The sequence below is a fragment of the Streptomyces sp. NPDC047853 genome, from assembly GCF_043204535.1.
GTDB lineage: Bacteria > Actinomycetota > Actinomycetes > Streptomycetales > Streptomycetaceae > Streptomyces.
Genome location: NZ_JBIDCI010000007.1, coordinates 1 through 24,076, shown reverse-complemented (window position 1 = coordinate 24,076; position 24,076 = coordinate 1). Strand labels below are relative to the sequence as shown.

Below are 24,076 nucleotides of genomic sequence, written 5' to 3'. Positions count from 1 at the left end.
CCTGACCTGCCCTTCCAGACGTACGCGAAAAGCCGGGGCACGCACCGCTGAATGCGCGTGCCCCGGCCACCGTACAACTGGTGTGTTACTTCGACGTCTTCCGCTCGACCGCGGCCTTGACCAGCCCGGCGAAGAGCGGGTGCGGGCGGGTCGGGCGCGAGCGCAGCTCCGGGTGCGCCTGCGTGGCGACCAGGTACGGGTGGACGTCGCGCGGGTACTCGACGTACTCGACGAGCTTGCCGTCCGGGGAGGTGCCGGAGAAGACGATGCCCGCCTTCTTCTCCAGCTCCGCGCGGTAGGCGTTGTTCACCTCGTAGCGGTGACGGTGCCGCTCCTCGACGTACTCCTTGCCGTCGTAGACCTCGCGGACGATGGAGCCCTCGGCCAGCTTGGCCGGGTACATGCCGAGCCGCATCGTGCCGCCCATGTCGCCCTCGCCGGCCACGATGTCCAGCTGCTCGGCCATGGTCGAGACGACCGGGTGGGCGGTGGCCGGGTCGAACTCGGTGGAGTTGGCGTCCGCGACACCGGCCAGGTTGCGCGCGGCCTCGACCACGATGCACTGCAGCCCGAGGCACAGGCCCAGCAGCGGGATCCCGTTCTCGCGGGCGTACCTGATCGCGCCGACCTTGCCCGTGACACCGCGCTCGCCGAAGCCGCCCGGGATGCAGATCGCGTCGACGTCCCCGAGCTGCGCCTGGGCGCCGGCCGGGGTCTTGCAGTCGTCGGAGGTGACCCACTTGATCTTCACGCGGGCCTTGTTGGCGAAGCCGCCCGCGCGCAGCGCCTCGGTGACCGACAGGTAGGCGTCGGGCAGGTCGATGTACTTGCCGACCAGCGCCATGACGATCTCGTGGTCGGGGTTGTGGACGCGGTCGAGCAGGTCGTCCCAGGTCGTCCAGTCCACGTCGCGGAACGGCAGGTCCAGCTTGCGGACGACGTAGGCGTCCAGGCCCTCGCCGTGCACGGTCTTGGGGATGTCGTAGATCGAACGGGCGTCGGGGCAGGCCACCACCGCGGCCTCGTCGACGTCGCACATCAGGGAGATCTTGCGCTTGATCGCGGTCGGCACCTCGCGGTCGCAGCGCAGCACGATGGCGTCCGGCTGGATACCGATGTTGCGCAGCGCCGCCACCGAGTGCTGGGTGGGCTTGGTCTTCAGCTCGCCCGAGGGGCCGATGTAGGGCAGGAGCGAGATGTGGACCACGAAGACGTTGTCGCGGCCGACCTCGTGGCGGACCTGGCGGACGGTCTCCAGGAACGGCAGCGACTCGATGTCGCCGACCGTGCCGCCGACCTCGGTGATCACGACGTCCACCTCGTCCGTCGCCATGCGGCGGATGCGGTGCTTGATCTCGTTGGTGATGTGCGGGATGACCTGGACCGTGTCGCCCAGGTACTCGCCGCGCCGCTCCTTGGCGATCACCGTGTTGTAGACCTGACCGGTGGTGACGTTGGCGGAGCCGTCGAGGTCGCGGTCGAGGAAACGCTCGTAGTGGCCGATGTCCAGATCGGTCTCGGCGCCGTCGTTGGTGACGAACACCTCACCGTGCTGGAAGGGGTTCATCGTGCCAGGGTCGACATTGAGGTACGGGTCGAGCTTCTGCATCACGACGCGCAGACCCCGTGCCTTGAGCAGCATGCCGAGGCTGGAGGCGGTCAGCCCCTTGCCGAGCGAGGAGGCGACACCCCCGGTGACGAAGATGTGCTTGGTCGTCGAGGATTTGGGCGGCATGGCCAAGAGGGGGCTCCCGTGGTCGCGGTCTGGGGTGCGGTGCGCGCGTCCTGCGAACCGGTCGTACCCGGTCGTCGTCGGCGGCGCCGTCGCTGCGGTTCCGGGGTTTTTCTCCCACCGGTCCACGGGCTACCAGCGTATCAGCGCCTCGGGGCGATGGCTTCCGGCCACGCTCCGCGCACGTGCGGACACGCAGGTGCGCCCGTCACCGTTTCCTCACCCGGTGGTCACCCGTTCGGCGGACCCGGGTTGCCCGGAGCGGCACACAGATCATCTACGTGCGACGTATCCTGCTCGGACGTTCGCTGCCGAGCGCGCCCCGGTGACCCGGCACCACCCCCCGCCCGTCAGCACCGGGAACAACGAGAGCTCGTCGGTCCGTTGAGAAACGGTTGACCTTTGCGGCACAGCGTTTGGCTTAGCGGCCGAACGGCTGCTTTGCTTCATGGCTCAACGACGCATGACACAGACACCTGACCCCACCCTTGACCGCACTAGCGACCGCCCCCCACGCGGGGTGACGTGGCCGTTCGACTGGAGTTGCACGTGGCCGGGCGCATCGAAGACTACGCACTCATCGGAGACATGCAGACCGCTGCCCTGGTCTGCCGGGACGGCACAGTCGACTGGCTGTGCCTGCCCCGCTTCGACTCGCATGCCATCTTCGCCGGTCTGCTGGGTACCGGAGAACACGGGTTCTGGCGGATGGGCCCCGCCTACGCCCCCGGCGCCGAGCCGCCCACCGCGGCCCGGCGGACCTACCGCGGCGACTCGCTGGTCCTGGAGTCCGAGTGGGACACGCCGCGCGGCACCGTCAGGGTGATCGATTTCATGCCGCCGCGCGACGGCGCGCCCCAGCTGATCCGGATCGTGGAGGGCGTCTCCGGCCGGGTGCCGATGCGCTCGGAGCTGCGGATGCGGTTCAGCTACGGCCGCGTGGTCCCGTGGGTGCACAAGCACGAGGGCCGCACGGTGGCCGTCGCGGGTCCCGACTCCGTGTGGTTCGACACGGAGGTCGAGACCTACGGCAAGGCGCTGACGACCTACGCGGACTTCACGGTCGCCCCGGGTGACCGGATCGCGTTCACGATCTCGTGGGAGCCCTCGCACAAGGAACCGCCGGCGCTGCCGGAGCCGGAGCAGTCGCTGGAGGCGACGGAGGAGTTCTGGCGCGACTGGGTCGAGCACTGTACGTACCACGGTCCCTACCGGGAGGCCGTGGTCCGCTCCCTGATCACGCTGAAGGCCCTGACGTACGCCCCCACGGGCGGCATCGTGGCCGCGCCCACCACCTCCCTGCCGGAGGACATCGGCGGCGTCCGCAACTGGGACTACCGCTACACCTGGCTGCGCGACGCGGCCATCACGCTGTCCTCGCTGCTGCGCACCGGCTACCGCGAGGAGGCCCGCGCCTGGCGCGAGTGGCTGCTGCGCGCGGTCGCCGGCGACCCGGAGAACCTGCAGATCATGTACGGCATCGCCGGCGAGCGCGAGCTCGGCGAGGCGGAGCTGGACTGGCTGCCCGGTTACGAGGGCTCCACCCCGGTGCGGGTCGGCAACGGAGCGGCCCACCAGCTCCAGCTGGACGTCTACGGCGAGGTCACCGAGGCGCTGCACCTGGCCCACATGACGGGCCTGTCCCGCAACGACTACGCCTCGGTGCTCCAGCTCAAGCTGATCCGCTACCTGGAGGACCACTGGCAGGAGCCGGACGAGGGCATCTGGGAGGTGCGCGGCCCGCGCCGCCACTTCGTGCACTCCAAGGTGATGGCCTGGGTCGCCGTCGACCGCACCATCAAGCTGATCGAGTCCGGGGACGCCGACGGCCCGCTGGAGCGCTGGAAGCAGCTGCGCGACGACATCCACCGGGACGTGTGCGAGAAGGGCTACGACAAGGAACGCAACACGTTCACGCAGTCCTACGGCTCCCAGGAGCTGGACGCCTCGCTGCTGCTGATCCCGCAGATGGGCTTCCTGCCGCCGGACGACAAGCGGGTCATCGGCACCATCGAGGCCATCCAGCGGGAGCTGTCCACCTCGGACGGCTTCATCCTGCGCTACCCGACGGAGGGGGGCGACGAGGGCGTGGACGGCCTGCCCGGCGACGAGGGCGCCTTCCTGGCCTGCTCGTTCTGGATGGCCGACGACCTGGCGATGATCGGCCGGGTGGACGAGGCGCGCAAGCTCTTCGAGAAGCTCCTGGCCCTGCGCAACGACCTCGGTCTGCTGGCCGAGGAGTGGGACCCCCGCCTCCAGCGCCAGGTGGGCAACTTCCCGCAGGCCTTCAGCCACGTCCCCCTGATCGACACCGCCCTGCGGCTCACGGCGAGCGGGGCGTACGGGGGCTGACGGACGCCGCCGCCGCGGACGGTCGTGCCCTCCCGCGGGCCTGAACGGCCCGTGGGTGCCCCCAGGGGCGGCACGGGCGGGCGCGGCGGCACCCCGCGCCCACGGGCTCCGGCGCCCGGCCCCGGTGCACCACCGCACCGGACGCCCGAGATGTATCCGCAGGCCACCCCCGGGTACCGTCCGCTGCATGAACAGCCCCAGCGCACCCCCGCCGTCGGGGATCACCGTGCAGCGCGCTTTGGAACTCCCCGGCCTGCGCAGCGGCCTGCCGGAGATCCTCGCCGGCGCCGACCGCCTGCACCGCACCGTGCGCTGGGTCCATGCCGGGGAGGTGCCCAACATCGCCTCCCTGCTCAAGGGCGGCGAACTCCTGCTGACCACGGGCTACGGCCTCGGCACCCGCCCGGCCGAGCAGCGCGCCTTCGTCCGTACGCTCGCCGAGCGCGGTATCGCGGCCCTCGTCGTGGAGCTGGGCCCGCGTTTCGCCCGGCTGCCCGCGACCCTCGTGGACACCGCCCGCGCTGCCGGGCTGCCCCTGGTCCAGCTCCACCGCGAGGTGCCCTTCGTGACGGTCACGGAGGAGGTCCACACCGAGATCGTCAACGGTCACTACGCGCTGCTCCAGCGTGCCGAGGAGGTGCACCGCCGCTGCACGGAGGCCCTGCTGGGCGGCGGCGGGGTGCCCCAGGTACTCGGCATCCTGGCCGACTTCGGGGACAACCCGGTCTTCCTGGAGACCACCGACGGCCGCCTGCTGTACGCCGCCGGCTCCGGCCCCGAGGGCGCCGACCCGCTCCAGGTGTGGGAGGGGCTGCGCGGCCCGCACAAGGACGCCCCTCCCCCGGCGGGCTCGGTCCTGGTGGACGTGCCCGGCGGCGGCCCGGGCGCCGGTTCGGTGCGCGCCCGGCTCGTCCTGCTGCCCGTACGGTCCCCGCTGGCGCCGGTGCACCGGATGGCGGCGGAGCGGGCGGCCGGCATCCTCGCCGTGGTGCTGATGCAGGCGCGGCAGGAGGAGGAGCTGGGGGCGCGCGGGCGCGGCGACTTCCTCACCGACCTCGCCGAGGGGCGGATCACCGCGACGGACGCCCCGGCGCAGGCACGCGTCCTGGGTTTCAAACCCGGCGTCGGTCCCCTGCTCCCGGTGGTGATGCGGCTCGGCGACGCGTTGTCCCCCTCCGGTGGCGGCTGGGCGGTGCTGGCGCGCGCGGTGGCCGAGGAGCTGGCGTCCGTCGGTGTACCGGTCCTGCTGGGCGTACGTCCGGTCGAGGGCCGGGTCCCGCTCCTGGTGGGCCTGCGCTCGGAGTCGGAGCGGACGTCGGTCGCGGACCGGGTCGCGGCGGCGCTGCGGGCGGGCGTGGAGCGGGCCGGGATGCGGCGGCCGGGGGCGCAGCCCCCCGTCGTGGTCGTCGGGGTGGCGGGCGGCTGGGCGGCGGCGTCGGCGGGCCTGCGGCACGCGGCGGAGACGGCGACCGCGGCCCAGGGGCTCACCGACCGGCCCTGGTACGACGCCCGGCGCCTCGACATCGACCTGCTGTTGTGGCGGCTGCGTGACCATCCGGACCTCGCGGCCTTCGTGGACCGGGCGATCGGCCCCCTCCGGGACCACGACGACCGGTCCAAGCCACCCCTGCTGCCCACGCTCCAGGCGTATCTGGCGCACGCCGGCCGCAAGGCGGAGACGGCACGCGAACTCCACCTCAACCGGCAGACGCTCTACAACCGGCTGGCGCGCATCGGGGAGTTGCTGGGCACGGACCTCGACGACCCGCAGACCGTACTGGCGTTGAGCCTGGCCCTGCGCGCCCGCCGGCACGTGCCGTGAACGGGTCCGGGTCCGGGTCCGGGTCCGGGTCCGTTCAGAGCATCGGCGTGGGTTGCGTCAACTCGTCGTAGACGCTAAGGACCTGCGCGACGGTCTCGTCCTCGGTCGGCCAGGTGGCAGCCTGCCGCACCCCCCTGTCCCTCAGCTCCTCGCACCGCCGGGGGTCGTCCAGCAGCCGGACCACGGCGCGGGCGAACGCGTCCGCGTCCCCGGCCGGGACGATCTCGGCGGCGTCGCCCACGAGTTCGGGGGTCCCGCCCGCGTCGCTCGCCACGAGCGGCAGCCGCGCGGGGAGCGCCTCCTGGGCGAGGACGGAGCGGGCCTCCCGGCGACTCGGCAGCAGCGCGAGGTCGGCCGCGGCCAGCAGGTCGCCGACGTCGTCACGGCTGCCGATGAGGACCACCGGCAGCCCCTCGTCCTCGATCCGCCGCTGCAACTGCGGGCGCATGGGACCCTCACCGGCGACGACGACCAGCGGCACCGGATCGAGACGGCGCCACGCACGCGCCGCGTCGAGCAGGACGTCGTACCCCCGGTGCTCCTCCAGGGAACCGACGGCGATGAGCAACGGGCGCCCGATCGCGCCGAGTTCGGCCCGGGTCTTGGCGCGCCGCCGGTCGGGGTCGTCGGGCTCGGCCGGCCCGCAGGGACGGGTGGGCAGCGCGACGGGCCCGAGCCGGGCGTCCCGCGCACCGGCCCCCCGTGCCCCGTCGACCAGCTCCGAGGTGGCGCCGAGCACCACGGCGGCGGCCTTCATCACCCGGCGTTCCAGGACGCGCAGCAGATGGGCGCGCGCGCCCTCGGCCTGGGCCCGGTCGTGCCAGGTGACGACCAGCGGGGTGCGGACACGACGCCCGCCGAGGGCCAGCGCGGCGCGGAAGGAGGCGTGCAGTCCGTGCGCGTGCACCAGGTCGGCGTCCGCGCAGACCGCCCGCAGCGCGGCCACGGAGACGGGATCACTGCTGCGCGGCACGTGCACGTGGTCCGCTCCGGCGCCCGTGAAGTCGTAGATGCGTTCCGCATCGGTGGGGGCGCACACCGTCACTTTCACGCCCCGTGCGACGAGCCCCGCGGCCAGGGAGCGCACATGCGCGCTGCTGCCGGCGTTGCCGCCGCCCAGCACCTGCACGGTGCGCAGCGGCGACTGGCCGTGCGGGGCGTGGCTGCTCACGGGGGTCACGTGGCCGGGACTCCTGGTTCGGCGGGGGACGGTCACGAAGAACGTACAGAACGATGGCGCGGGGAGGGCGTGCAGCGCGGTCTCTGTGCGGCACACCGTCAAGGATGCCAGGCCGTACGGGTGTTCCGGGAACGACGACCGTCGCGCGCGGGCGACCGGCGGGGCAACGAGACAGGACCAGTTCACTCACACGAGTGAACGAGCCGCCTCGCTCACCTGCTCCCCGTACACCGGGGCACTCACGAGCGGCCCGTCGGGTCACGATCCCTGGTCGGACCGCGCCTGGCCGTCGGGCTGCTGGGCGCGGCGGACGCCCTCCGCCTCCGTGGAGGCAGGGGACTCGGCGGACGGTGCGGGCACGAAGTACTCCATGGTGCCGGTGACTTCCAGCAGGCGGGCGAGGAAGTGGGGGCGGCCGTCCAACCGGAGCGCGGCTCCGATGTCCCCGGCGAGCCGCTCGATCATCAGGAGCGTGGCCAGGCCCATGGAGTCGCAGGTGGTGAGCCGTGCGCAGTCCAGCCGCACCACGCGGGGCACCGGTTCGAGCGCGAGCCGGTCTCGGGCGGCGGCCAGCAGCTCGTCGGCGCTGTCGTAGTCGAGGTCGCCACTGAGCCGCAGCAGTACCTCCCCGGATTCCAGGGGAGTGACGGTGACGTGGAAGTCGTTCTGGGGGCGCGTCGTCATGCGGTCATTCCGGGTCCGGGGACGGTGTGACGGGAGTGGCGTGCGTCGAGCACCGCTCGGCCTCGCTCCAGGAGGCGCAGCGCCCGTGGGAAGTCCTTCACCTCGTCCGCCAGGACGACGAGCGTGGGGCGCAGCACGGTGGCCGGGACACCGCGGGCCTCCAGGATGTCGGCGGTCCAGTCCAGGAACCCGGTGAACAGCCGGACGTCGTCGGTGTAGAGGGCGGCGGACAGGAAGTCGACGACGTGGGCGACGTCCTCGGCGGTGCGTTCGCGCTGGGCGTCGGTGTAGGCGCGCATCGCGGGCAGGCGTGCGTCGAGGCCGGCCAGGGTGTTCCTGACCAGCCGCGCCTTGCTCCGGACGACGAGGGTGTATTCCTGGTCGGTCAGGTGCGGCAGGTCGTCGACCGCCGGGTGGGCCGTGCCGGCCCGTGGCCGGGGGACGCCGCGGCCGAGGAGGTCGGCGGCGGCGCGCGCGTCGGGGGCCCAGGCGTCCGCTCCCAGCAGGCGGGCGTGGCGGCCGTCCTCGCCGAAGGCGGCGCCCCCGGCCAGTACGGGGATGCCGAGGGCCTGGACGGCGGTGATGGCCGTGTGCGCCGCGGGGAGCCGGGTGGGCAGCGACGAGGACAGGGCCAGGACGTCCGGGGCGGTGCGGTGCATGTGGGCCACCAGGTGCGGGGTGGGGACCTGGGCGCCGAGGAAGTCGACCTCGTGGCCACGGCCCCGCAGTACCTCCGCGAGGATCCGCGCCGGCAGCGAGTGCCACTCCCCGTCCACACAGGCGACGGTCACCGTGCCCGCCGTGCCCGGTGCGGCGTCGGCGCCGGCGCCGGCGGCGCTCCGGTGCGCCATGGCGGCGATGATCCGGTCGTGGATCGCGGTCGCCGCGTGTTCCTGCGCGACACCGATACGCCCCGCGGCCCACTCCGAGCCGACCCGCACCTGCACGGCGACGATGACGTCCAGGAGCACCTCCTCCGCGGAGAAGCCGCTGTCCAGCGCGCCGAAGACGACCTGCCCGGCCGCCCGCTCGTCGCGGTCCGTGACCGCCCGCCACAGCGCGGTGCGCAACTCCGGCACGGACCGGGGTCTGCCGCCTCTCGGCTCCGCCCCCGTCGTGTCGGGGCCGGAGTCGGTCCCGGTGCCGGTGCCGGAGTGGGTCTCGGGGCCGGAGTCGGTCCCGCTGCCGGAATCGGTCCCGGCCTCGGGGTCGGTCCTGGTCTCGGAGTCGGCCTCGGTGTGGATCATGCCGTGTACCTGCCCGGTGTGTGACCGTCCACCGCTGTCAGGTGCGCCAGCTGCGGCGCGGTGATCGCCACCAGGGCCATGTCGTCGTGCCGCTGGTCGACGATCCAGTCGGAGGCGAGCAGTTGGACGCGTTCGACCACGGCTTCCGCCGGCATCCCGGCGCAGTCGGCGACGGCCGCCCGCAGCCGCGCCTCCCCGAACATGGTGTCCCCCAGCGGGCCGCCCCTGGCTTCGGTGATGCCGTCGGTGTACATCAGGCACGTCTCCCCCGGAGCCAGGTCGACGTGCGCGGTGCGCGCACGGATGCGGGGCAGCGCACCGATGAGCGTGCCGGACGTCTCCGCTTCCTCCACGGCCCCGCTGTGGCGCACGATCAGGGGCGGTGGGTGACCCGCGCTGGTCAACCGCAGGCGGACCTGCCCGCCACGCCGGACGACCGAGGCCAGGACGAGCGTCGCGAACCGGGTGTGACTGCCGTTGAGGAGCGCGCCGTTGAGGAGGCGCAGCATGTTCTCGTGGTCGTCCGCCATGGGCAGCAGCGCCTGCAGCGTGTTGCGGATCTTGCCGGTGAGGACGGCGGCGTCCAGTCCCTTCCCGCACACGTCGCCGAGGACGGCGAGCGTCTCCTCTCCCGGCCCCGCTCCGGGATGCACGTCGTAGAAGTCGCCGCCGACCCGCTCGGTGTCCCGGGACGCGCGGTAGCCGCCCGCGAACTCGACACCGTGCACCTGCCGCAGCGCGGGCGGCAGCAGGTCCGCCATCAGGGTCGCGGTGATGCTCGTCTGCTCCGAGTACAGCCGGGCGGCCGAGAGGGCGGACCCGGCGCGCGCGGCGAACAGCCGGGCGACGGCCTCCTCGCTCTCGTCGAACGCCGCGTGCTCGCTGTGCCGCAGCAGGATCAGGGCCCCCGCCGGCACACCGTGCCCGGGCAGCGGGCAGACGACGACGGAACCCACCTCGCCCGCGAAGCCCTCCGGCAGTGCCCATTCCGGAAGGGCCGCGGGGTCGATCCACCGCGACGGCACCGGCGGGAACCCCTGGAGCGCCTCGCCGAGGCCGGGCACGGACGCCGGGTCGATCCGGGCGGTGGTGTGTCTGGCCGGGGCACCTCGCACGCTGCCGGCGAGCGGGTGCTGCCGCCCGTTGGCGGGGGCCACGAGGAGCGCGGCGTCGGCCAGGTTCTCGGCCGCCAGCTGGACCGTGACGTCCATGCAGCGCCGTACGTTCAGCGACGCGAGCAACTGGGTGGAGGTCTCGGCGAGGAAGGCGGTGCGCTGCTGCTCGCTGCGGAGCGCGCTCTCGGCCTGCAACCGGCCGGTGTCGTCGACCAGCCACCACACCACGTCACCGTCGGCCCCCGGAGTGGGGTGCGCCTCCAGTGTCAGGCTCCGGTGCCGTCCCCGGACCGACCGCGCCGGGAAGGGGAGGTCGCGTCCGGCGGTGCGCCGGTGGGCGTCGGCGAGCCAGGAGGGCGCCACGTCGTCCAGGGCCGCCCCGGGGGCGGCGCCGGGGAACAGGGCGGTGGCGGCGGAGTTCGTCCGCGCGATCCGGCCGTCCGCGTCCGCGACGACGACCGGGTAGGGCGCGCTCATCCACGCGGCCCCGATATTTGGAGGGGAACCGTGCGGCTGCGCCGGAGCGTCCTCAAAAATCGTCATCTTCGCGAGACCGCACGCTACGGGCCCCATCACCTTCCCTGAAAGACACGTTCCGTCCCACCATGTCCCAACGCCTCCGCGTCTTCAACCCGTCTTCCCCGTCCCGGGCTTCGTGTGCCTGCCCGGGCCGGTCCGTCACGGGCCGGTCCGGGGCTGCCACAATGCCGTGATGAGTGAAGGTCAGGAAGTGCGGACGACCCTGGAGGGCGGCATACGCGTCGTGAGTGTCAGCGGGGAGTTCGACCTAGAGACGATCGACACCCTCGCTCATGCTCTCGCCCGCGTCCCCGAGGGCAGCACCGGCACCGTCCTGGACCTCGCCGGGGTCGTCTTCGCCGACTCGGCGTTCCTGCACCTGCTCCTGCAGGCCAGGCGGGACCACGGTACGGTCGGCACCCCCCTCGTCCTCGCCCGGCCGAGCACGACCGTCTCCCGGCTGCTGCACGTCACGGACACCGCGGACGCCTTCACCGTCGCCCCCTCCGTACCGGCCGCCACCGCGGGCATCCGGGCCGCGGAGACCGGCGGGAACGTGATCCGGTGACCGGCCTCGAAGGCCTCATCGGCGAGGTTCCGGCGCCAGGACGGGGTGCGGACGGATGACCGGGGGAAGGACGACGGTCTCCGGCACGGCCGACGACCGGTCCTCGCTGCCGACGACGGCCGCTGAGGCACGCGCGCGGGTGCAGGACGTACTGGACACCCACCCGGAAGCACTGTCCCGGACGGTGGTCAACGACATCCTGCTGGTCACCTCCGAGCTGGTGACCAACGCACTGAGGCACGGCGGGGGCCTCACGGCCTTCCACGTCGCCCTCGAACCCCAGGGGCTGCGCATCGCGGTCACCGACCGGTCCGCCGACCCTCCCCGTACCGCGGCGTCGACTTCGTCACAGGACCCCGCCGGCCGGCTGGGCGGCTTCGGATGGCCGCTGATCCAGCGGCTGAGCCGGTCCGTCACCATCACCCCGGCTCCGCCCGGGAAGACGATCGCGGCCGTTCTGGCCTACGACGCCCCGGCCCTGTGAGCCCGGCGCGGGCCGAGCCCGCCCCCCCCCCGGCCGGGGAGCGGCCCCCGCCCGACGATCGCGAGGCCGGGGTCCGGGCCGCCCGCAGGACAGGGCGCGCGGGTCAGGGCGTCACCACGGGCACGGCGGCCCCGCCTACGCGTCTCCCCTGGCCGTCGCGAGCAGTTCCTCGGCGTGGGCCCGGGCCGTCTCCGAGTCCTCCTGGCCGGCCAGCATCCGGGACAGTTCCCGTACGCGCTCCTCGCCCTCCAGCACCTTGACGCCGGAGCGGGTCACCGAGCCGTCGTTCGTCTTCTCCACCAGCAGCTGCCGGTCGGCGAACGCGGCCACCTGCGGGAGATGCGTCACGACGACGACCTGCGCGCTCTTCGCCAGCCGCGCCAGGCGCCGCCCGATCTCGACGGCCGCCTTGCCGCCGACACCGGCGTCGACCTCGTCGAAGAGGTACGTCGGCACCGGGTCCGTACCCGCGAAGACGACCTCCACGGCCAGCATCACGCGCGACAGCTCACCACCGGAGGCGCCCTTGGCGATCGGCCGCGGCGGCGCTCCCGGGTGTGGGGCGAGCAGCAGCTCGACCTCGTCGGCGCCCGACGGCCCGTAGGCGACCGTGCGGCCGCCCACCTCCACGCCCTCGGGGTCCTCGGTCTGCCGGATCTCGAACGACACCCGCGCGTGGGGCATGGCCAGCGAGGCCAGCTCGGCGGTCACCGCGGCGGCGAACCGCTCGGCGGCCTCCGTCCGCGCGTCCGTGAGCGCCTGCGCCAGCCCGCCCAGTTCGGCGCGGAGCGCGTCCCGTTCGGCCGTCAGCTCGCCGATCCGCTCGTCGTCGCCGTCCAGCTCGGTCAGCCGCGCGGCGCCCTGCTCGGCCCAGGTCAGCACGGCGGCGACGTCCTCGCCGTACTTGCGGGTCAGCGTGGTGAGCGCGGCCCGCCGCTCCTCGACCGCCGCCAGCCGCAGCGGGTCGGCGTCCAGGTCGTCGGCGTACCCGGCGAGTTCGCCGGCCACGTCCCGCAGCAGGATGCCGACCTCACCGATCCGCTCGGCGAGCGCGGCCAGCGCCGGGTCGTGCGACCGTACGGCGTCCAGGGCCCGCTGCGCGCCCGCCACCAGCGTCGACGCGTCGACACCCTCGGGGTCCTCCGGGTTGCCCGCCAGCGCGGCGTGCGCGGCCGTGGCGGCCGACGCGAGGGCCTCGGCGTGACCCAGGCGCTCCGCCTCCTCGGCGAGCTCGGCGTCCTCACCGGCGCGCGGCTCCACGGCCGCGACCTCGTCGAGGCCGTAGCGGAGCAGATCGGCCTCCTGGGCGCGTTCGCGCGCGCGGGTGGTGATCTCCTCCAGCTCGCGGGCGACGGCCCGCAGCCGCCGGTAGGCCTCGGCGTACTTGGCGAGCGGCCCGGTGACCGCGTCCCCGGCGTACCGGTCCAGTGCCTGCCGCTGGCGGGTCAGTTTGAGCAGCCCCTGCTGGTCGGTCTGCCCGTGCACGGCCACCAGTTCGTCGGCCAGCTCGGCGAGCACGCCCACGGGCACGGACCGCCCGCCCAGGTGCGCCCGCGAGCGCCCCTCGGCCGACACGGTGCGGCTGATCAGCAGCGCCCCGTCGTCCAGCTCGGCCCCGGCCTCCTCGGCCCGGACGGCGACCGCCGCGCCGCCGGGTACGGCGATCCGCCCCTCGACCACGGCGTGCTTCGCGCCGATCCGTACGAGGGCCGCGTCCGCGCGCCCGCCCAGCAGCAGCCCCAGGCTGGTGACCACCATGGTCTTGCCGGCACCCGTCTCACCGGTGACAGCGGTGAACCCGGGCGACAACTCGACCACGGCGTCGTCGATGACCCCGAGCGACCGTATCCGCATCTCCTCAAGCACGGACACGACCTTACGAGGTCGGCGACGCAAAGTGCGACCGCCCCACCTCTGTCCCGCCGCGAGGGCATGCTGCTCAGGGGCGCGGGGAACCGCGCGACCAGCCACGACGCACCCGCACCCGCCGGTGTCGGGAACCACCCCTTCGAGACCGCTAGTGCGGCGCCCCGCGCCACCCGGACACCGGCAGCGCGAACTTCGCCACCAGCCGATCCGTGAACGACGCGTGGTGCAGCCGGGCCAGCCGCACCGGCACCGCCCCCCGCCGCACCTCCACCCGCGCGCCCGGCGGCAGCTCCACCGTCCGCCGCCCGTCGCACCACAGCACTCCCGGCGGGACGTGCGGCAGCACCTCCACCGCGAGCACCGAGTCCGGCGAGGTCACCAGCGGCTTCGCGAACAGCGCGTGCGCGCTGATCGGCACCATCAGCAGCGCCTCGACCTCGGGCCACACCACCGGCCCCCCGGCCGAGAAGGCGTACGCCGTCGATCCGGTCGGCGTGGACAGCACGATGCCGTCGCAGCCGAAGCCCGTCACCGGTCGCCCGTCGATCTCCAGCACGACTTCCAGCAGCTTCTCGGCGCCGGCCTTCTGCACGGCGGCCTCGTTCAGCGCCCAGTCGGTGTGCACGATGTCCCCGTTGCGGTGCACGACGACGTCGACGGTCATCCGCTCCTCGACCTCGTACGCCCGGCTCACCACCCGGTCGACGACCTTGTCCAGGTCGTCGCGCTCGGCCTCCGCGAGGAAGCCGACCCGGCCCAGGTTGACGCCGAGCATGGGCACCCCGGAGGCGCGGGCGAACTCGGCGCCGCGCAGCAGCGTCCCGTCACCGCCCAGCACGATCAGCAGCTCGCACCCGTCGAGGCACTGCGGTGTGGCCTCCCCGACCAGCTCCACCTCGCTGGGCAGCGGCAGGTCACAGGCCTCCGCCTCCAGGACGCGCACCCCGATGCCGGCGTGCAGCAGGCCCTTGACCACGAGCTCCGCGCTGCGGATGGCCGCCGGCCGCCCGGTGTGGGCGAGCAGGAAAACAGTACGAGCTCGGTTCTGTGTCAACGCGGCCCCTCCGCCACTGCACGGTCAACGTCGGCCGGGTCCAGTTCACCGGCCCCGGCCCGCAGCCACAGAAAGTACTCGACGTTGCCGGAGGGTCCGGGCAGCGGACTGGCCGTGACCCCCTTCACACCGAGCCCCAGCTCCCAGGCCCTGCGGGCGACACCCCGCACGGCCTCGGCCCGCAGCTGCGCACTGCGTACCACTCCCCCGCTGCCCAGCCGCTCCTTGCCCACCTCGAACTGCGGCTTCACCATCATCACCAGGTCGGCGTCCGGCCGCGTGCACCGCACCAGCGCGGGCAGGACCAGTCCGAGCGGGATGAAGGACAGGTCCCCCACCACCAGGTCCACCAGCTCCCCGTCGATCACTTCCGGCGTCAACTCCCGTACGTTCGTACGGTCCTTGACGGTGACGCGTTCATCCTGCCGCAGACTCCAGGCGAGTTGGCCGTATCCGACGTCCACGGCGACGACGTGCGCCGCGCCCGCCCGCAGCAGTACGTCGGTGAAGCCACCGGTGGATGCGCCGGCGTCCAGCGCCCGCCGCCCCTCGACGACGAGCCCCTGCGGCAGGAACGCCGACAGGGCGCCGGCCAGCTTGTGGCCGCCGCGCGAGACGTAGTCGGGGTCGCCGTCGTCGGCGGTCACCACGATCGCGGCGGCGGTCTCCACCTGCGTGGCGGGCTTGGTCGCGACGGTCTTGCCGACGGTGACCCGCCCGGCGGCGATCAGCTGGCTGGCATGCTCGCGCGAGCGCGCCAGCTTGCGGCGGACCAGCTCCGCGTCGAGACGGCGGCGTGCGACTCCTGCCACGTTCGGTTCAGCTCCTGTGTTCGTGCGGCCGGTCGGACCCGTGGTCCGAAGGGCCTCGTTGAGGGGTGGTGGTCGGGTGACGGGTGGGAGCCGGAGGTCCCGGGCGGGCGTCGAGCGCGGTGAGCGCGTCGCGCAGCCCCCGGTGTACATCCTCGTACACCTGGACGTGTCCGTCGGTGGCCAGGTGGTCGACGTCGGCCAGCCGGGCCAGCCCGGCGTCCACCTCGGCGTTTCCCGTGGGCGGGCGGGGCACGTCGAGGGGGGCGGGGGCCGCGGGATCGTGACCCGGCAGGTCCCGGGCCCCGGTCCCGTCCGCCTCGCTGTCGTCGGCCACGGGCACCGGCACTGCGTCGCTCATGCCCCGACGCTACCGCGTGCCGCTGCGGTAGCGTCGGTGCCGATGGCGACGATCGAGGAGTGCCGCGCCGCACTCGAGAAGCTTGCGGACAGCATGGGGAACGCCGAGGGGGACGTGCGCTCGGCCGCCGAGCTGGACCGCTCGGTGAGCTGCCACATCACCGACCTGGACGTCACGTTCGCGGGCCGCATGGCGGACGGGCGGATCGACGTGCGCGAGACCCTCGAGGGGCCGCCGCGCGAGAAGGCCGAGATCAGGCTGGCGATGACCGGGGACGACCTGGTGGCCCTGGTCGAGGGCGAGCTGCACTTCGCCAAGGCCTGGGGCTCGGGCCGGGTGAGGCTGGAGGCGGGGCTGCGGGACCTGTTCCGTCTCAGGAAGCTCCTGTAGCCGAGCCGCTGTCCACCGCCTCCACGAGCCCGTCGGCTGCCTGGAGAAACCCTGCGGCCGCCTCAGGAGGCCTTGGAGGCCACCGTCTTCTCGGGCCGCCCCGGCGCCGTCACCCGTGCCTTGCGCGCGGCCGGCACCACCAGGGGCGTGCCCGTCTCCGGGTCGTCGATGACCTGGCAGCGCAGTCCGAAGACCCGCTCGACGAGTTCCGCGGTGACGATGTCCTTCGGCGCGCCCTCCGCGATGATCTCCCCGCCGCGCAGGGCGATGAGGTGCGTGGCGTAGCGGGCGGCGTGGTTGAGGTCGTGCAGGACGGCCACGAGGGTGCGGCCCTGCTCCTCGTGGAGCTCGGCGCACAGGTCGAGCACGTCGATCTGGTGCTGGATGTCCAGGTACGTGGTCGGCTCGTCGAGGAGCAGCAGCGGGGTCTGCTGGGCGAGCGCCATGGCGATCCACACCCGCTGGCGCTGGCCGCCGGAGAGCTCGTCGACGTAGCGCTCGGCCAGCTCCGAGATCCCGGTCTGGGCCATCGACTCCTGGACGACCCGCTCGTCCTCCGTGGACCACTGGCGCAGGATGCCCTGGTGCGGGTAGCGGCCCCGGCCGACGAGGTCGCCGACGGTGATGCCGTCGGGCGCGATGGACGACTGCGGGAGCAGGCCGAGGGTCCGGGCGACCTGCTTGGCCGGCATCGACTGGATGACGTTCCCGTCCAGCAGCACCCGGCCCTCGCTGGGCTTGAGCATCCGCGACAGGGCCCGCAGCAGGGTGGACTTGCCGCACGCGTTCGGGCCGACGATCACGGTGAAGGAGTTGTCGGGTATCTCCACCGACAGCTTCTCCGCGATGACGCGCTGGTCGTAGGCGAGGGTGACGTTCTCGGCTGACAGGCGGTTCACGTTGCTCCTTTGGTTGTTCAGCCCGCTGCGGATACCGGCGCCGGTGCTCAAATCCGGCCCGCCTTGCGCTCGGTGACCAGCAGCCACAGCAGGTAGACGCCGCCGAGGACGCCGGTGATCACGCCGACGGGCAGCTGTTCGGCGCCGAAGGCCCGCTGCGACACCCAGTCGGCGCCGACCAGCAGCGCGGCGCCCATGCACAGCGACGCCACCAGGTTGGGGCCCGGCGCACGGGTCAGGCGCCGGGCCAGCTGCGGCGCGGTGAGCGCGACGAAGCTGACCGGTCCCGCGGCGGCGGTGGCGGCGGCGGTGAGCAGCACGGCGGCCACCATCAGCAGCGCCCGTACGCGCTCGACGCGCACCCCGAGGGCGTACGAGACGTCGTCGCCCATCTCCATCATCCGCAGCGCCCGCCCGTTGGTGAGGACGAGCGGCACGAGGACGGCGCACAGGGCGAGCAGGGGCCAGACCTGGTCCCAGTCACGTCCGTCGAGGGAGCCGGTCATCCAGACGACCGCGCGGGACGCGTCGACGATGTCGGCCCGGGTGAGCAGATAGCCGTTGACCGCGGTGACGATCGCGGACATGCCGATCCCGACCAGCACCAGCCGGTAACCGTGCACGCCCTGCTTCCAGGCGAGCAGGTAGATGGCGAGACCGGTCACCAGACCGCCCACCAGCGCCCCGCCGGTGACCTGGGCCGAGCCCCCGGAGAACAGGACGATCATCGTCAGGGCACCGGCCGTCGCGCCCTGCCCGAGGCCGAGCACGTCCGGGCTGCCGAGCGGGTTGCGGGAGATGGCCTGGAACAGCGCGCCGCCCAGGCCGAGCGAGGCGCCGACCAGCAGGCCGACCAGGACCCGGGGCAGTCGCAGTTCGTTGACGATGAACTCCTGGCCCGGGTCGCCCTGGCCCACCAGGGTCCGCAGCACGTCGACGGCCGGGATCTCGAAGTCACCGGTGCCGATCAGCAGGACGCTCGCGGCGAGGGCGACGACCAGCAGCAGGACGACGACGACGGCCGCCCGGACGTCCAGGCGGAACGACAGCCCGCCCGGGCTGCGCACCGCGCGGTTGGTCTTCACGGTCTTCACAGCTGGGCCGTCCTCCGCCGTCGTACGAGATAGATGAAGACCGGCCCGCCGAGCACGGCGGTGACGATCCCCACCTGGAGTTCCGAGGGCCGGGCCACGATCCGGCCGAGCACGTCCGCGCCCAGCAGCAGCACGGGCGACAGGATCGCGGCGTACGGCAGGATCCAGCGCATGTCGGGGCCGGTGAAGGAGCGCACGATGTGCGGGACCATCAGGCCGACGAAGACGATGGGTCCGCAGGCGGCGGTCGCGGCCCCGCAGAGCACGGTCGCGGCGAGCATGGACAGCGCCCGGGTGCGATTCAGGTTGGCCCCGAGGGCCTTGGCGGTGTCGTCGCCCATCTCCATGGCGTTGAGCGGCCGGGAGAGTGCCAGCGCCAGGACCGTGCCGACCAGGAAGAACGGCAGCACCTCCTTGATGGTGCCGTCGGTCGCCGAGGACAGCGAACCGACCGTCCAGAAGCGCATCCTGCCCAGCGCCGCGTCGTCCATGATCATGACGGCCTGGAGGTAGCCGAAGAGCGCCGCGCTGATGGCGGTGCCGGCCAGGACGAGCCGCACGGGCGTGGCCCCCCGGCTGCCGCCGAGGAACCAGACCAGCGCGCCGACCCCGGCCGCACCGGCGAAGGCGAACCACACGTACCCGGTCAGGGAGGTGACGCCGAAGAAGGAGATGGCCGTGACCACCGCGGCGGAGGCCCCCGCGTTGATGCCGAGCAGGCCGGGATCGGCCAGCGGATTGCGGGTGAGCGCCTGGAGCACGGCTCCGGCGAGGCCGAGCGCGGCTCCGGCGAGCAGGCCGATCACGGTCCGCGACAGCCGCTCGCCCACCACGACGTCACCGTAGGTTCCGGAGTCGTGGAACAGGCCGTGCCAGACCTGTGCCAGGGACAGGTCCTTGGCACCGATCGCGATACTCGTCAACGCGACGAGGACCAGCACGGCCGCCGAGACGGGCAGACCGACCGCGCGCAGGACACGGCGCTTCGGGGGCGGCGCGGGGGCGGCCTCCGCGCGCTGTTCGGGGGGACTGTCGACCAACACCCGGTTAGGTTAGCCTACCCTGCCAATCGATCACGATCCCGGCAACCGGCAACCGGCAACCGGCAACCGGCAACCACAGCCTGTCTGCTTCCCTACGCCGCATCACAACCCCAGTCGTGCCAACGCCTTCCCCGAGTCCAGTCCGCACCCCGCGTCGCCGCCCGCCGTCCAGGCCGCCGCGCACAGCGCGCGCAGTCCGTCCAGCGCCGCTCCGTCACCCTCCAGCTCCAGCCGTTCCGCGCCGGCCGTGGCCGTCCATCCGCCGCAGCGGAAGCGGGCGTTCCCGTCGCCCTCCTCCACCACCTCCGGTTGTCCGGTCAGCAGTCCGCGCAGATCGGCGTCGACGTACGTCGGCCGGTGCTGCGGCGGCGCCGCCAGCAGTTGCGCGCCGTCGGTGACGCCCGTCAGGACGAGCAGCGAGTCCACCTCCCCGTTGAACGCGCCCTCGATGTCCGTGTCCAGCCGGTCACCGATCACCAACGGCCGCTGCGCGCCGGTCCGCAGGATCGTCTCCCGGTGCATGGGGGGCAACGGCTTGCCCGCGACCTGCGGCTCGGCGCCGGTGGCGATCCGGACGACCTCCACCGCGGCGCCGTTGCCGGGTGCGATGCCCCGGGCGCCCGGAATCGTCAGGTCGGTGTTGGAGGCGTACCAGGGCACACCGCGCGCGACGGCGTAGCAGGCCTCCGCGAACCGCCCCCAGGGGAGGTCGGGGCCGCCGAAGCCCTGCACGACGGCCGCCGGATCGTCCTCCGCCGACTCCACGGGCTCCAGGCCACGCTCGCGCAGCGCCACCCGCAGCCCTTCACCCCCGATCACCAGCACCCGCGCGCCCGACGGCACCTGCTCGGCGATCAGCCGGGCCACCGCCTGCGCCGAGGTGATGACGTCGTCGGCTCCCGTCGGTATGCCCAGCTCGGTCAGGTGCTCGGCGACCGCGTCCGGGGTCCGGAGCGCGTTGTTCGTGACGTACGCGAGGTGCATGCCGCCCGACCGTGCGGAGGCGAGCGACTCGACGGCGTGCGCGATGGCGTTCCCCCCGGCGTAGACCACGCCGTCCAGGTCGAGCAGGGCCGTGTCGTACGCCTCGCTCAGGCCCCGCCCACTGCCGTCGGGCCTCGTCCTGACGCTCCGGCTCATGTACATCGCTCCTCGTTCGACGCCTTTCCCCCGATCATCCCCCATGCCACCGACACACGTACGATGCCGGGATGAACACAGCAGGTCACCCGGAAGCAACGGCGCCCCGGGGCCTGGAACTCGTCCCGTTCCGAGGCCTCCGCTACGACCCCGACCGGGTCGGCAGCCTGGCCGCCGTGACGTCCCCGCCCTACGACGTCGTGGTCCGCCCGGACGGCCTGCTCCACCTCGAGTCCGCCGACCCGCACAACATCGTGCGCCTGATCCTGCCCCAGGCCGCCACGCCCGAGGCGCGCAACGAACAGGCGGCCCGCACCCTGCGACGCTGGATCTCGGAGGGTGTCCTCACCGCCGACCCCGAACCGGGCCTGTACGTCTACGAGCAGCGCGACGGCGAGGGCCTGCTGCAACGCGGCATCATCGGCGCGGTGCGCGTGTCGGACCCCTCCGAGCGGATCGTCCTGCCCCACGAGGACGTGATGCCGCACGTCGTCGCCGACCGCGCGGCCCTCATGCGCGCGACCTGCGCGAACCTCGAACCCCTGCTCCTCACGTACCGCGGTGACGACGCCACCGCGGCCACCACCACCGTCGTGGAACGCACCGCCGAGCGGCCTCCGCTGCTCTCGACGACCACGGAGGACGGTTTCTGCCACCGCCTGTGGTCGGTCACCGCCCCGGACGACGTGGCCCGCGTACGCGCCGAGCTGGCCGGCCACCAGGCCCTGATCGCCGACGGCCACCACCGCTGGGCGACCTATCGCACGCTCCGCGCGGAGCACCCCTCCCCCAGCCCCTGGGACCACGGCCTCGTCCTGCTGGTCGACACCGTCCGCTACCCGCTCCGCGTCCGAGCGATCCACCGCCTGTTGCACGGCCTTCCGGTCGCGGACGCCGTGGCCGCCCTGGCCGGCCGTTTCCGCGTCCGCCGGGTGAACGCTCCCCTGCCGCAGGCCATGGACGCCCTGGCGAAGGCGGCCGAAGCGGGCAACGCCTTCCTGCTCGCCGGTGACGGCGCCTTCCACCTGGTCGACCGGCCGGACCCCGGTCTGCTCGCCGACACGGTCCCCGCCGATCGCCCCGAGGCCTGGCGCACCCTGGACGCCACCGTCCTGCACGCCACGCTCCTGGCCCATGTCTGGCACGTCCCCGACGACTCGGCGGCGCACGTCTCGTACATCCACGACACGGCGGCCACGGTCGAGAAGGCGGAACGCGACGGCGGTACGGCGGTGCTGATGCACCCGGTCCGCGAGGAGGTCGTCCGCGACCTGGCCCGCCAGGGTGTCACCATGCCCCGCAAGTCGACGTCCTTCGGCCCGAAGCCGGCCTCGGGCCTGGTCCTGCGTGCGCTTGATCTGTGACCCGGCATGACGAAGGGGCGGGACCGTGCACCGGTCCCGCCCCTTCGTCGTCACGTCGCGGACGTCAGTCCTCCTCGCCGTCCTCGGCGGAAGGCTTCACCACGTCGTTCTCACGCTCGTCCGCGCCTTCGCGCTCGTGCCCACCCTCGTGCTCGTGCTCGTCCTCGTCGAGGGCGTCCGTGAACTCCACGCCCTCCAGTTCGGCGAGCCGGTCGGAGGCGTCGGTGCTGCCGTCCCGGTCGGACTCCACGGCCTTCGCGAACCACTCCCGCGCCTCCTGCTCCCGGCCGGCGGCCAGCAGCGCGTCGGCGTAGGCGTACCGCAGGCGCGCGGTCCAGGGCTGTACGGAGTTGGAGGCCAGCTCGGGGCTCTGCAGCGTCACGATGGCCGCGTCCAACTGCCCCATGTCCCGGCGGGCCCCGGCCGCGACGAGCCGCATCTCGACCTGGCCGGCCTTGTCGAGCTTGTGCACCTCGGGCGCACCGGCCATGTCCAGCGCCTTCTCCGGGCGGCCGAGGCCGCGCTCGCAGTCAGCCATGACCGGCCACAGCTCGACGGACCCGGTCATCCGACGGGCCGCACGGAACTCGGCCAGGGCCTCGCTGTACTTCTGGTTGGCGTAGGCCGCGAAGCCACCGGCCTCGCGTACGGCGGCGACACGGGACGCCAGACGCAGGGCGACCTTGGAGTAGGCGTAGGCCGCCTCCGGGTCCTCGTCGAGGAGCCGGGCGACCATCACCAGGTTCCGCGCGACGTCCTCGGCGAGCGTCTTGGGAAGACTCTGCAGCTCCTGCCGCACGTCCTGGTCGATCTCGTAACCCGTGACCTCCTCGGGGATCGGCAGGCGCTTGATCGGCTCCCGGTCCCGGTCGCGTTCGTCGCGGAAGCGGCCACCGCCGCCTTCCCGGTCGTCGCGTCCGCGGAATCCACCGGGCCGCCCACCGCGGTCGTCCCGCCGGGGCCCGGGCCCACGTCCACCGCGGTCGTCCCGGCGGTCGTCCCGGCCGCGGAACCCACCACGGTCGCCACCCCGACCGAAGCCACCGCGGTCACCACGGTTGTCGTCACGCCGGAAGCCACCACGATCACCGCGGTCACCGCGGTCGTCCCGCCGGAAACCGCCCCGGTCCCCACGGTCGTCACCACGACGCTCACCCCGGTCGTCGCGCCGGAAGGGAGGACGGTCGCCACCCCGATCATCACGCCGGTCGTCACGACGGAACGAAGGACGCCCGCCCTGGTCGCCACGGTCGTCACGACGGTACGAGGGACGGTCGCCGCCGCGGTCGTCACGGCGGTCGTCCCGCCGGTCGTCACGACGGAAGGCGGGGCGGTCACCCCGGTCGTCACGGCGGAACGGGGGACGCTCGCCGCCGCGGTCGTCACGACGGAACGGGGGACGCTCGCCGCCACGGTCGTCACGACGGAACGGGGGACGCTCGCCGCCGCGGTCGTCACGCCGGTCGTCCCGCCGGTCATCGCGACGGAAGGGGGGACGGTCGCCGCCGCGGTCATCGCGACGCGGCCCACGGTCCCGATCGTCACGACGACCGTAGCCTCCACCACGGTTGTCGTCACGACGGTCGTCCCGGCGATCGTCGCGACGGAAACCGCCCCGCTGCCCGCCACGGTCGTCACCACGCCGCTCATCGCGCCGGCCGAAACCGCCCCGGTCGTCGCGGCGGTCGTCACGACGGAAGGGGGGGCGGTCGCCGCCACGGTCGCCGCCGCGGTCGTCACGACGGTCATCGCGACGGAAGGCGGGGCGGTCACCCCGGTCGTCACGGCGGTCATCACGACGGAACGGGGGACGCTCGCCACCGCGATCGTCACGGCGGTCATCACGACGGAAGGGGGGACGCTCGCCGCCACGGTCATCGCGACGCGGCCCACGGTCCCGATCGTCACGACGACCGTAGCCTCCACCACGGTTGTCGTCACGACGGTCGTCCCGGCGGAAGCCGTCACGCTGGCCGCCGCGGTCATCACGGCGGAACCCGCCACGGTCACGGTCGGTGTCGCGACGGAAACCGCCACGGTCTCCGCGCTGACCACTCCGGTCACCGCGGTCGCCACTGTCCCGTCGCCGCTGGTCGCGCTCCGGTCGGTCGTCGGGAGAGTTGGGGGACATCGGTGACTCCTGTCTTCGGTACTGCAAGTCATTCTCGCGCAGCCGGGTACCCGGTGCGCCCTGGAAAAACGAAAGGACCCTTGGTCCCCAGCTGAACGCTGGGGACCAAGGGTCCTTTCCAAAGATTGTTCGGCGGCGTCCTACTCTCCCACAGGGTCCCCCCTGCAGTACCATCGGCGCTGAAAGGCTTAGCTTCCGGGTTCGGAATGTAACCGGGCG

Annotated in this window: 21 protein-coding genes and 1 rRNA gene; 6 read left to right on the top strand and 16 right to left on the bottom strand. The window is 73.3% G+C overall.

The window, feature by feature from the left end; translation table 11 throughout:
* Positions 1-85: 85 nt before the first annotated feature.
* Complete coding sequence (locus ACGF5T_RS15270; protein ID WP_356606161.1) at positions 86-1,735, bottom strand: CTP synthase; 1,650 nt, start codon at positions 1,733-1,735, stop codon at positions 86-88.
* A gap of 546 nt (positions 1,736-2,281) precedes the next feature.
* On the opposite strand from ACGF5T_RS15270, the gene ACGF5T_RS15265 reads away from it, so the two are divergent.
* Positions 2,282-4,084: a glycoside hydrolase family 15 protein gene (locus ACGF5T_RS15265; protein WP_356606227.1), complete on the top strand. Its 1,803-nt coding sequence runs from the start codon at positions 2,282-2,284 to the stop codon at positions 4,082-4,084.
* Positions 4,085-4,271: 187 nt separating this feature from the next.
* Positions 4,272-5,906 carry a PucR family transcriptional regulator gene (locus ACGF5T_RS15260; RefSeq protein ID WP_356606163.1) on the top strand — a complete coding sequence of 545 codons (1,635 nt, stop codon included), beginning with the start codon at positions 4,272-4,274 and terminating at the stop codon, positions 5,904-5,906.
* A gap of 34 nt (positions 5,907-5,940) precedes the next feature.
* Here ACGF5T_RS15260 and ACGF5T_RS15255 read toward each other — a convergent pair whose 3' ends face one another.
* From ACGF5T_RS15255 to ACGF5T_RS15240, 4 genes are all read right to left on the bottom strand, one after another.
* Entirely contained in the window at positions 5,941-7,086 is a 1,146-nt protein-coding gene (locus ACGF5T_RS15255; protein WP_361019306.1) for a glycosyltransferase family 4 protein, read from the bottom strand.
* A 258-nt stretch (positions 7,087-7,344) separates the two neighbouring features.
* Positions 7,345-7,770 carry an STAS domain-containing protein gene (locus ACGF5T_RS15250; RefSeq protein ID WP_361019303.1) on the bottom strand — a complete coding sequence of 142 codons (426 nt, stop codon included), beginning with the start codon at positions 7,768-7,770 and terminating at the stop codon, positions 7,345-7,347.
* Positions 7,767-9,017 (bottom strand): cobalamin-dependent protein, encoded by a 1,251-nt coding sequence (locus ACGF5T_RS15245; protein WP_361019300.1) that lies wholly within the window; start codon positions 9,015-9,017, stop codon positions 7,767-7,769. The genes ACGF5T_RS15250 and ACGF5T_RS15245 overlap by 4 nt, the downstream gene beginning before the upstream one ends.
* Complete coding sequence (locus ACGF5T_RS15240; RefSeq protein WP_392888067.1) at positions 9,014-10,675, bottom strand: SpoIIE family protein phosphatase; 1,662 nt, start codon at positions 10,673-10,675, stop codon at positions 9,014-9,016. The genes ACGF5T_RS15245 and ACGF5T_RS15240 overlap by 4 nt, the downstream gene beginning before the upstream one ends.
* A 169-nt stretch (positions 10,676-10,844) precedes the next feature.
* Between ACGF5T_RS15240 and ACGF5T_RS15235 the strand changes: the two genes are divergently transcribed.
* Positions 10,845-11,219 carry an STAS domain-containing protein gene (locus ACGF5T_RS15235; RefSeq protein WP_366768815.1) on the top strand — a complete coding sequence of 125 codons (375 nt, stop codon included), beginning with the start codon at positions 10,845-10,847 and terminating at the stop codon, positions 11,217-11,219.
* A gap of 55 nt (positions 11,220-11,274) precedes the next feature.
* Positions 11,275-11,703 carry an ATP-binding protein gene (locus tag ACGF5T_RS15230; RefSeq protein ID WP_361019291.1) on the top strand — a complete coding sequence of 143 codons (429 nt, stop codon included), beginning with the start codon at positions 11,275-11,277 and terminating at the stop codon, positions 11,701-11,703.
* Positions 11,704-11,838: 135 nt separating this feature from the next.
* Here the strand turns inward: ACGF5T_RS15230 and recN are convergent, their stop codons facing one another.
* The 4 genes from recN to ACGF5T_RS15210 all read right to left on the bottom strand — a co-directional run bounded on the left by recN (position 11,839) and on the right by ACGF5T_RS15210 (position 15,796).
* The gene (recN, locus tag ACGF5T_RS15225; protein WP_366768819.1) at positions 11,839-13,557 is read right to left on the bottom strand and encodes a DNA repair protein RecN; all 1,719 of its coding nucleotides are present in this window, start codon (positions 13,555-13,557) and stop codon (positions 11,839-11,841) included.
* A 163-nt stretch (positions 13,558-13,720) separates the two neighbouring features.
* Complete coding sequence (locus ACGF5T_RS15220; RefSeq protein ID WP_356606177.1) at positions 13,721-14,626, bottom strand: NAD kinase; 906 nt, start codon at positions 14,624-14,626, stop codon at positions 13,721-13,723.
* On the bottom strand, positions 14,623-15,438 hold the full coding sequence (locus ACGF5T_RS15215) for a hemolysin (RefSeq protein WP_361019287.1): 816 nt from the start codon (positions 15,436-15,438) through the stop codon (positions 14,623-14,625). The genes ACGF5T_RS15220 and ACGF5T_RS15215 overlap by 4 nt, the downstream gene beginning before the upstream one ends.
* 7 nt (positions 15,439-15,445) lie before the next feature.
* Positions 15,446-15,796, bottom strand: a complete 351-nt coding sequence (locus tag ACGF5T_RS15210; RefSeq protein ID WP_356606181.1) for a hypothetical protein — start codon at positions 15,794-15,796, stop codon at positions 15,446-15,448.
* Between the two features lie 42 nt (positions 15,797-15,838).
* On the opposite strand from ACGF5T_RS15210, the gene ACGF5T_RS15205 reads away from it, so the two are divergent.
* Positions 15,839-16,186 (top strand): sterol-binding protein, encoded by a 348-nt coding sequence (locus ACGF5T_RS15205; protein WP_356606183.1) that lies wholly within the window; start codon positions 15,839-15,841, stop codon positions 16,184-16,186.
* 62 nt (positions 16,187-16,248) lie between these two features.
* Here ACGF5T_RS15205 and ACGF5T_RS15200 read toward each other — a convergent pair whose 3' ends face one another.
* The 4 genes from ACGF5T_RS15200 to ACGF5T_RS15185 form a co-directional block, all read right to left on the bottom strand.
* Complete coding sequence (locus ACGF5T_RS15200) at positions 16,249-17,136, bottom strand: ABC transporter ATP-binding protein (protein ID WP_356606185.1); 888 nt, start codon at positions 17,134-17,136, stop codon at positions 16,249-16,251.
* Entirely contained in the window at positions 17,133-18,170 is a 1,038-nt protein-coding gene (locus tag ACGF5T_RS15195) for an iron chelate uptake ABC transporter family permease subunit (protein ID WP_356606232.1), read from the bottom strand. Before ACGF5T_RS15195 ends, ACGF5T_RS15200 begins: the two co-directional genes overlap by 4 nt.
* A 5-nt stretch (positions 18,171-18,175) precedes the next feature.
* On the bottom strand, positions 18,176-19,222 hold the full coding sequence (locus ACGF5T_RS15190; protein ID WP_366768816.1) for an iron chelate uptake ABC transporter family permease subunit: 1,047 nt from the start codon (positions 19,220-19,222) through the stop codon (positions 18,176-18,178).
* A 102-nt stretch (positions 19,223-19,324) separates the two neighbouring features.
* Positions 19,325-20,362 (bottom strand): HAD-IIA family hydrolase, encoded by a 1,038-nt coding sequence (locus ACGF5T_RS15185; RefSeq protein WP_366768817.1) that lies wholly within the window; start codon positions 20,360-20,362, stop codon positions 19,325-19,327.
* Positions 20,363-20,433: 71 nt separating this feature from the next.
* Between ACGF5T_RS15185 and ACGF5T_RS15180 the strand changes: the two genes are divergently transcribed.
* A complete protein-coding gene (locus ACGF5T_RS15180; RefSeq protein ID WP_366768818.1) occupies positions 20,434-21,726 on the top strand; it encodes a DUF1015 domain-containing protein in 1,293 nt (430 codons plus the stop codon).
* A gap of 64 nt (positions 21,727-21,790) precedes the next feature.
* Here the strand turns inward: ACGF5T_RS15180 and ACGF5T_RS15175 are convergent, their stop codons facing one another.
* The 3 genes from ACGF5T_RS15175 to rrf all read right to left on the bottom strand — a co-directional run.
* A complete protein-coding gene (locus tag ACGF5T_RS15175) occupies positions 21,791-22,570 on the bottom strand; it encodes a hypothetical protein (protein WP_366768821.1) in 780 nt (259 codons plus the stop codon).
* A complete protein-coding gene (locus ACGF5T_RS15170; RefSeq protein WP_392888219.1) occupies positions 22,462-23,712 on the bottom strand; it encodes a hypothetical protein in 1,251 nt (416 codons plus the stop codon). The genes ACGF5T_RS15175 and ACGF5T_RS15170 overlap by 109 nt, the downstream gene beginning before the upstream one ends.
* A 272-nt stretch (positions 23,713-23,984) precedes the next feature.
* Positions 23,985-24,076, bottom strand: a 5S ribosomal RNA gene (gene rrf / locus ACGF5T_RS15165); the annotation flags it as partial.